Here is a 2389-nt window from a genome sequence, read left to right as displayed (position 1 = left end):
CCTGTTGATGACTCGTCCCGCTTCGAAACTCATGGCCGCGCTGTGGATGACCGGCTGGCTCAGCCTCATGCTGGTGATGGCTGTCGCCGGGCGGGAGGCCATGCGCGAACTCAATGTCTTCGAGCTGATGGAGCTGCGCTGCCTCATCGGCCTGGTGATGCTGTCGCCGGTCATCGTCCTCAGCGGCGGCTTTGCCACGCTGCGCACGTCGCGGCTCAAGCAGCACACCGCCCGCAACCTGATCCACTATGGCGCGCAGCTCGGCTGGTTCTTTGCGCTGACGCTGATCCCGATCGGCCAGGTGGTCGCGATCGAGTTCACGATGCCGATCTGGACAGCCCTGCTCGCGGCCACGTTCCTCGGCGAGCGCATCACCTTGTTCAAGCTTGCCGCCATCGTGCTCGGCCTGGTCGGCGTCGTGGTGATCGTGCGCCCCGACACCGGCGCGATCAATCCGGGGCAGCTCATCGCGCTGGCCGCCGCCGTCGGCTTCGGCATTTCGATCGCGCTGGTCAAGTTCCTGACGCGCACCGAGCCGACCGTCTCGATCATCTTTTGGATGCTGGCGGTGCAATCGGTGGCCGGACTGATTCCGACGCTTCTGCTGTGGACGTGGCCGTCGGCCGCGGCCTGGGGCTGGATCGTGCTCGTGGCCTTCTGCGGCACCTTCTCGCACTTCTGCATGGCGCGCGCGATGCTCTATGCCGACGCCACCATCGTGATCCCGATGGACTTCCTGCGTGTGCCGCTGACCGCGACCGTCGGCTGGCTGGTCTATTCTGAGCGTCTCGACGGCTTCACGGTGCTGGGCGCCGCGTTGATTCTAGCCGGCAATCTGTTGAACCTCCGGCCGCCGCAGCCGCGACCGGTGGCCGTCAAGACCTCGTCGCAAAGCTGATCCAGACACTTTCGTCGCTGGAGCGCCGCTCGTCGGATGTGACTCTCCTCACGGAACCCGTGAATGCACGCGCCCGGAGATGGTGCAGACGCAACACTCGCGATCTGATTTGTGGCAAAAGCGAGATTTTTTGTTTGGGAACAAGACTTTTCAGGTCAATCCGCGACTAATGCTGCAGTGACCGCTTCGCTTGATCATTGGGGGATCTCCTGATGCGCCTTCTCACCGTCACCCTGTCCCTGCTCTGCATGGTGCTGACCGCCCCGGCGGCCAAGGCCGACCGCCGGGTCGCCTTCGTCGTCGGCAACGGCGCCTATAAGAGCGTGATGCCGCTGCCGAACCCGCCGGTCGACGCCAAGGCCATGGCGGCGACGCTGCGCAATGTCGGCTTCGACGTCGTCGAGGGCACCAATCTCACGCGCGACAAGATGACCGAGAAGCTGCTCGACTTCGGGCGCAAGGCGCAGGGCGCCGATATCGCGGTGTTCTATTACGCCGGCCACGGCATCGCGATCTCCGGCACCAACTATCTGCTGCCGGTCGATGCCGATCTGAAGTCGGAGATGGACGTCAAGCTCGGCTCGGCGATCAACATCGACGTCACGCTCGACCAGACCATGGGCGATGCCAAGGTCAAGCTGGTGTTCCTGGATGCCTGCCGCGACAACCCGTTCGCCGCCAAGATCAAGTCGAACTCGCCGACCCGCAGCGTGTCGGTGCAGACTGGTCTCGCCGAGATGAAGTCGGGTGAAGGCACCTTGATCGCGTTCGCGACCGGTCCCGGCCAGACCGCGCTCGACGGTGATGCCGGCGCCAACAGCCCGTTCACCCGCGCGCTGATCTCGCACATCGCCCAACCCGGCGTGGAGATCCAGCAGGCCATGACCTCGGTGCGCGCGCAGGTCAACGAGGAGACCAACAAGGGCCAGCTGCCCTGGGGGCACACCAACCTGATCGGCGCGGTCTATCTCAACCCGTCCGCCGCGCCTGCCGCCACGGCTGCAACCGCTGGCACCACGCCCGCCGCAGCCACCGCGGGCCCGACCGCCGCAGAGGCCGAGCTCGAGTTCTGGCGCTCGGTGAAGGATTCCAACAAGCCGGAAGAGCTCAACGCCTATCTCGCCACCTACCCGAACGGGCAGTTCAAGTCGCTGGCGATGGCCCGCATCGCCTCGATCGAGACCGGCGCCGTGAACACGGCGACCCGCAATGTCGGCAAGGGCGTCGACCCCGCCACCTTCACCGAGGAAGGCAGCCAGGTCAGCGAGGATCAGATCGGCCTCGACAAGACCAAGCGCCGCGACGTGCAGCGCCGTCTCACCGGCCTCGGCTTCGATACCAAGATGACCGGCGTGTTCGACGACGAGACCCGTGGCGTCATGAAGCGCTGGCAGGCCGCACGCGGCTATCCCTCGACGGGCTTCCTGACCAAGCTGCAGCACAAGGCCTTGCTGGCCGAGCCGCAGCCGGCGCCGGCCACCGCCGCGGTCG

Annotated in this window: 2 protein-coding genes; both read left to right on the top strand. The window is 65.8% G+C overall.

The genetic code is table 11. The features are described 5' to 3' along the window. Window positions 1-7: 7 nt before the first annotated feature. Window positions 8-898: a DMT family transporter gene (locus BRAO375_RS19545; protein WP_009029171.1), complete on the top strand. Its 891-nt coding sequence runs from the start codon at window positions 8-10 to the stop codon at window positions 896-898. Window positions 899-1110: 212 nt separating this feature from the next. Next, window positions 1111-2389: caspase family protein (locus BRAO375_RS19540; RefSeq protein WP_035641294.1), on the top strand; the 1279-nt coding region annotated here is incomplete at its 3' end.

The organism is Bradyrhizobium sp. ORS 375 (assembly GCF_000239775.1).
In the GTDB taxonomy this organism is placed as follows: Bacteria; Pseudomonadota; Alphaproteobacteria; order Rhizobiales; family Xanthobacteraceae; genus Bradyrhizobium.
Note: the sequence above shows the minus strand (reverse complement) of the source record. Positions and strands in the feature narration are given on the sequence as shown.

What these genes read in the sequence shown, in the direction of transcription:
- BRAO375_RS19545 (WP_009029171.1), top strand. Translation starts at nt 8, where the DNA reads ATGACTCGTCCCGCTTCGAAACTCATGGCCGCGCTGTGGATGACCGGC.